Source organism: Acuticoccus kandeliae, from assembly GCF_003073115.1.
Genome location: NZ_QBBV01000119.1, coordinates 1 through 340, shown reverse-complemented (window position 1 = coordinate 340; position 340 = coordinate 1). Strand labels below are relative to the sequence as shown.

Annotated in this window: 1 protein-coding gene; it reads left to right on the top strand. The window is 75.9% G+C overall.

Going from position 1 to position 340, the window contains the following annotated elements; all coding sequences use genetic code 11:
* On the top strand, positions 1-340 hold a 340-nt coding region (locus tag DBV35_RS29560), incomplete at both ends, for an ATP-binding protein (protein WP_117434502.1).

The window sequence follows — 340 nt, the reverse complement described above, 5'->3', positions numbered from 1 at the left end:
TGGCCGAGTCGGTCGGCGTGCCGATGGCGCCGTGGTCCGGCGGTCCGGTGGCCGACGTCGAGACGGCGCGCAAGGCCGCCGAGACCGTCGGCTACCCGCTGATGGTGAAGGCGACCGCGGGCGGCGGGGGTCGCGGCATCCGCTACGTGCCGGGTCCCGAGCAGCTCGACGAGGCCTTCGAGCGGGCCCCGTCGGAGGCGTCGAGGACCGCCGGGGACGCGACCGTGTTCCTGGAGCGCGCGGTGTCGGGCGGACGGCACGTCGAGGTGCAGGTCGTCGCCGACGCCACCGGCGACGTCTGGACCCTCGGGGTACGCGACTGCTCGGTGCAGCGGCGCAA